At 72.7% G+C, this 5,096-nt stretch carries 6 protein-coding genes; 2 read left to right on the top strand and 4 right to left on the bottom strand.

The features are described 5' to 3' along the window. Positions 1-65 precede the first annotated feature (65 nt). Positions 66-647: a hypothetical protein gene (locus BFF77_RS30010; RefSeq protein ID WP_066956244.1), complete on the bottom strand. Its 582-nt coding sequence runs from the start codon at positions 645-647 to the stop codon at positions 66-68. Positions 648-756: 109 nt separating this feature from the next. On the opposite strand from BFF77_RS30010, the gene BFF77_RS30015 reads away from it, so the two are divergent. Next, positions 757-1,050, top strand: coding sequence for a hypothetical protein (locus BFF77_RS30015; protein WP_066956262.1), 294 nt, complete (start codon positions 757-759; stop codon positions 1,048-1,050). Between the two features lie 91 nt (positions 1,051-1,141). On the opposite strand, the gene BFF77_RS30020 is transcribed toward BFF77_RS30015, so the two are convergent. Genes BFF77_RS30020 through BFF77_RS30030 form a run of 3 tightly spaced genes read right to left on the bottom strand, consistent with a single transcriptional unit; the run spans position 1,142 to position 4,397 of the window. Continuing rightward, the gene (locus BFF77_RS30020; protein WP_425424446.1) at positions 1,142-2,257 is read right to left on the bottom strand and encodes a prenyltransferase; all 1,116 of its coding nucleotides are present in this window, start codon (positions 2,255-2,257) and stop codon (positions 1,142-1,144) included. 2 nt (positions 2,258-2,259) lie between these two features. After that, entirely contained in the window at positions 2,260-3,015 is a 756-nt protein-coding gene (locus BFF77_RS30025) for a class I SAM-dependent methyltransferase (protein ID WP_066956252.1), read from the bottom strand. Between the two features lie 56 nt (positions 3,016-3,071). Next, complete coding sequence (locus BFF77_RS30030) at positions 3,072-4,397, bottom strand: glycosyltransferase family 4 protein (protein WP_066956255.1); 1,326 nt, start codon at positions 4,395-4,397, stop codon at positions 3,072-3,074. Positions 4,398-4,638: 241 nt separating this feature from the next. Here BFF77_RS30030 and BFF77_RS30035 point away from each other — a divergent pair. Then, on the top strand, positions 4,639-5,096 hold a 458-nt coding region (locus BFF77_RS30035), incomplete at its 3' end, for a TetR family transcriptional regulator (RefSeq protein WP_066956258.1).

The following is a 5,096-nucleotide window of genomic DNA, read 5'->3' on the forward strand; positions in this document are numbered from 1 at the left end:
CCCGCTGACCGTGCGGGGACGCCGGGGCCTTACGGGGACTCGCGGCGGCCGGTCGCGCGGGACGGTCAGCCGCGGCTGAGCTGTGTCACCGACGGCACCTTGTCCTTCACCACCGCGCCCGAGTCGCTGCCCGCGCCCTTGACGTCGTTGATGACGTTCTCGAACGTGCCGACCTCGGCGCCTCCCGCCTCGCCCTTGCCGAGCTTGGCGCCGATCCCCTTGAGCGACGCGATCCCGGCGGCGAGCGGCGCCATCGCCCTGGCGAGCAGCGGGTCACCCTTGGCGTTCTCGGCCGCCGCCTTGAGCCGGTTGTACGCGAAGGCGCCCGCGAGACCGGCCTTGATCAGGGCGAACCTACGGCCGCTCGCGCCCTTCTCGAACTTGCCCTCGCGGTACGGCTTGACGATCCACTGGTACGTGGCGCCCGCCGCGAGACCGGCGTTGGCGACGAACCGGGTCTTGGCGAACTTCTGCGCCTGCGCGGAACCCGTCGTCTCCAGCGCCGCCGGTGTGGCCGCGGCGGCCGCGGCGTCGTCCTCGGCGCCGCCGCACGCGGCGGTGGGCAGCAGGAGCGCGCAGATCAGGAGCAGCGCCGTCACGGTGCGGCGTATCGGACCGCTGGTGGTGGTGCGAGCCTCGACGGACACGGAGGACCTCCCTGGCGGACTGCCTGAAGCGTCACGCCGTACCCGTACCACCGCCACCCGGGATGGGCCGTCCGGGTTTCAGCCGCCCACGACAGGCAACACGCTGGACATGTCCTCACGTCATCGCAGTGGAAGTGGCTCCGCGGCGACGGTCATCGTCGTCGTCGCGGACATCATGGCCTTCATACTGGGCCTCTGGATCCTGATGTACCTGCTGGACGCCAACCGCGCCAACGACCTGGTGGAGTTCGTCCAGGACGCGGCACGCTGGCTGGCCGGCTGGTCCTACGACCTGTTCACCTTCGACGAGGCATGGGCACGTGTCGTCTGCGGCTACGGACTCGCGGCCGTCGTCTATCTGCTGATCGGCCACGGCGTCGCCGGCCGTGTGCGCCGCCTCTGATGGACGGGCCCCGTCCGCCGGTCCGGCCGGCGCTCCGCCCGTCGGCGCGACGCCGACCGGGACCGCTCCCGGGTCCGGCCGGTGCGCCGGCTCAGCGGCAGCAGTCGGGCTCCAGCCCGCGCGGCAGGCGCCCGCCGCCGAACACGGCGGTGGTCGCCTCGTCGCCGCCGAGCGCGGCCACCGCCAGCAGCAGCGAGCCCGCCGTCCAGGTGGTGCGCTCCTCCGGCCAGACGGCCCGGTTACCCTCGAAGACATAGCCCGTCCAGTACATCCCGCCCTCGGCGCGCAGATGCTGGATGGACTGGAGGATCTCCAGCGCCCGGTCGGACTCGCCCATCACCCACAGGGCCAGGGCCAGTTCACAGCTCTCGCCGCCGGTCACCCAGGGGTTGGGCACGACACAGCGCACTCCGAGCCCCGGCACCACGAAACGGTCCCAGCCCGCGGCGATCCGTGCCGTGGCCTGCGCCCCGGTGACCGCGCCGCCGAGCACGGGGTAGTACCAGTCCATCGAGTAGCGGCTCTTGTCGAGGAACCGCTCGGGGTGGTGGCGTATCGCGTGCCCGAGCGCGCCCGCCGCCAACTCCCAGTCGGGCTGCGGCTCCTCGCGTTCCTCGGCGATCGCGAGCGCACAGCGCAGCGCCTGGTGCACGGACGAACTCCCGGTCAGCAGCGCGTCGTCGACGGGCGTGCCGTCCGCCTCGCGCTTCCAGCCGATCTGCCCGCCGGGCTGCTGGAGCGCGAGCACGAACTCGACCGCGGCGTGGACGACGGGCCACATCCGGTCGAGGAACGCGTCGTCGCCGGTGGCCAGATAGTGGTGCCAGATGCCGACGGCGGCGTACGCGACGAAGTTGGTCTCGCGGCCCAGGTCGCCGGGCCGGGTGAGGGTGTGCCCCGGACCGGCGCCCGGGGCCCCGGCGCCGACGGGCTCCTCGTACGCCGCGTACCAGGACCCGTCCTCGTTCTGGTGCCGGGCGAGCCACTCGTACGCCCGTGCCGCCGCCGGGTGTTCGCCCGCCGCGTCCAGCGCCATGGCCGCCTCGACATGGTCCCAGGGATCGAGATGGTGGCCGCGGAACCACGGGATCGCACCGTCGCGGTGCTGCACGGCGAGGATGCCGGCGACGGTCTCGGCGGCCTGTTCGGCGGTGAGCACACCGGGCAGGACGAGATGTTCCGTGGCGCCCGGTCCACGGCCGGCCAGGGTCACTTGGCGCCCGCCGCGGGCAGGGCCGGATCCGCCGCGGGAAGGCGCGGCTTGGTCGCGTAGACCACGAAGCTCTTGCCGACCACGGGATTGAGCAACTGCTCGGTGACCCGGGTGACGGCGGGCTTCTTCATGATGTCCCAGACCAGCAGCTTGTGGTACGCGCGGACGGGCAGCGCCTTGTCGTTGTCCACGCCGAACGCGCACTTGAGCCACCAGTACGGCGCGTGCAGCGCGTGCGCGTGGTGGGTGCCGTACGGCTTGAGCCCGGCCTCCCGTACGCGGCCCAGCAGTTCACCGGCCCGGTAGATACGGATATGGCCGCCCTCGACCTCGTGATACGCGTCGGAGAGCGCCCAGCACACCTTCTCCGGGCCGTACCTCGGCACGGTGACCGCGATCCGCCCGCCGGGCCGCAGCACCCGGACCACCTCGGCGAGCAGTCCCTTGTCGTCCGGGATGTGCTCCATCACCTCGGAGACGATGACGACGTCGAACGACCCGTCGGGGAAGGGCAGTTGGAGCGCGTCCCCTTCCATCGCGGTGGCGGTGGCGCCCTGCGGCGCCTCTCCTGCCTCCCTCATCGCGGCGAACCACTTGGCGACCTCGCGGACCTCCTCGCCGTCGCGGTCGAGGGCCACGACCCGCGCGCCCCGCCGGTAGCACTCGAAGGCGTGCCGGCCCGCGCCGCACCCCAGATCGAGCACACGGTCGCCCGCGGCGAGCGGGAAGCGGGTGAAGTCCACGGTCAGCACAGGGTCGTCCTGCTTTCGCGGTCGGGGGCACGGACGTACGGACAGGGCAAGGGGGGTTACGGCGTCGACCGGGCGCCGGCCCGCCGGGCGACGGCCGCGCGGTACAGCTCGGCGGTGCCCCGGGCGGCCTGCGCCCAGGTGAACCGGGACAGCACCCGCTCCCGGCCCGCCGCGCCCAGCCGGGCGCGCAGCTGCGCGTCGCCGAGCAGCCGTCCCAGCGCGGCGGCCAGCGCGCCCGCGTCACCCGGCGGTACGGCGAGACAGGTCTCCCCGTCCGCGCCCGCGACCTCGGGGATGGCACCGCCGGTGGTGGCGACGAGCGGCGTACCGGTGGCCATCGTCTCGGCGGCCGGCAGCGAGAACCCTTCGTACAGGGACGGCACACAGCCGATCTGCGCGCCGCGCACCAGCTCCACCAGCTCCGCGTCGGAGATGCCCTTGACGAACTCGACGGCGTCCTCCAGCCCGTACCGCTCGACGGCCCGCGCGACCGGCCCGGACTCCGGGCGCCTGCCGACGACGACGAGATGCGCGGCGGAGTGTTCGGTGCGGACCTTGGCGAGCGCCTCCATCAGATGCACAAGGCCCTTGAGCGGCACGTCCGCGCTGGAGGTGGTGACGATACGGCCGGGTATCTCGGGCACGGCGGGGTCGGGCGAGAACAGTTCGGTGTCGGCGCCGATGTGTACGACCTCGACACGGTCCGCCCGTACCCCGAGCTGTTCGGTGATCTCCTGCTTCGAGGAGCCGGAGACGGTCAGGACGGACGGCAGCCGGCGCGCGACGCGCCCCTGCATCCGGGTGAAGCCGTACCAGCGGCGTACGGAGGCGCGTCTGCGCCAGTCCTCGGCGGCGTCGAGATCCAGCCGCCGGTCGACGGTGATGGGGTGGTGGATGGTGGTGACCAGCGGTGCGCCGAGGTCGCCGAGGAGTCCGTAACCGAGCGTCTGGTTGTCGTGCACGACGTCGAACTGCCCGGCGCGGGCGGTGAGATGGCGCCGGGCGCGCAGCGAGAAGGTCAGCGGCTCGGGGAAGCCGCCGGTCCACATCGTGGCGACCTCAAGGGTGTCGATCCAGTCGCGGAACTCGTCGCGGCGCGGCGTACGGAAGGGATCGGGCTGCCGGTAGAGATCGAGGCTGGGCAGCTCGGTGAGCGGAACGCCCTCGTCGAGCACGGGGTAGGGCTGGGCGCCGATCACCTCGACATGGTGTCCGAGGCGGGCGAGTTCACGGGAGAGATGGCGGACGTAGACGCCCTGGCCGCCGCAGAACGGGTTGCCCTTGTAACTGAGGAGGGCGATACGCAACGGCCGGTCGCCGTGGGACCTCCGGGACCGCCGGGACCGTGCTCCGGTGCCCGCCCGCATGGCCTCAGCGGTCACTCTCGGCCCCCTGTCTCACTGCGCTCTCCGCGTTTCGCCGGAGCGTAACCGCCGACGCCGATCTAGAACAAGTTTCAGACTCGTTCGTCCACAGCCTTCGAATTTACCGGCAAGTAGCGTCGCTGTACCGCCCGGACCGGGTGATTCGCGCCACCACGCCCGCCCTGCCATGCTGTGCGGTCCGGAGCCCGCGGTACGGCCCGGACGCGGCGAAGCGCGATGGAGCGGAGGACGGACGGGGATGACCACGCAAACCGGACCGGCGCCTGACCCGCCGGCGCCGCTGACACAACGTCAGGAGGCGCGCCGCCGCCGGATCCTGGCCGCCGCCCGCCGGCTGGCGTGCGAGGGTGGCTTCGACGCCGTACAGATGCGGGAGGTCGCCGAGGAGGCGGGCGTGGCTCTCGGCACGCTCTACCGGTACTTCCCGTCCAAGATCCATCTGCTGGTCGCCACGATGCAGGACCGGCTGGAGCATCTCCACACCACCCTCGCCAGACGCCCGCCCCGCACCGACGACCCCGCCGCCCGGGTCGCCGAGACGCTGATGCGCGCCTTCCGCGCCCTCCGGCGTGATCCCCACCTCGCGGACGCCATGATCCGCGCCCTGACCTTCGCGGACCGCGGTGTCAGCCGCGAGGTGGACGAGGTCTCCCGCCGGACGACGGCGATCATCCTCGACGCCATGTCCCCGTCCCC

The organism is Streptomyces lushanensis (assembly GCF_001700515.1).
Classification (GTDB): Bacteria; Actinomycetota; Actinomycetes; order Streptomycetales; family Streptomycetaceae; genus Streptomyces; species Streptomyces lushanensis.

Bases quoted from the DNA above. Each gene is read 5' to 3' on its own strand.
- BFF77_RS30015 (WP_066956262.1), top strand. From the start codon at position 757: ATGTCCTCACGTCATCGCAGTGGAAGTGGCTCCGCGGCGACGGTCATC.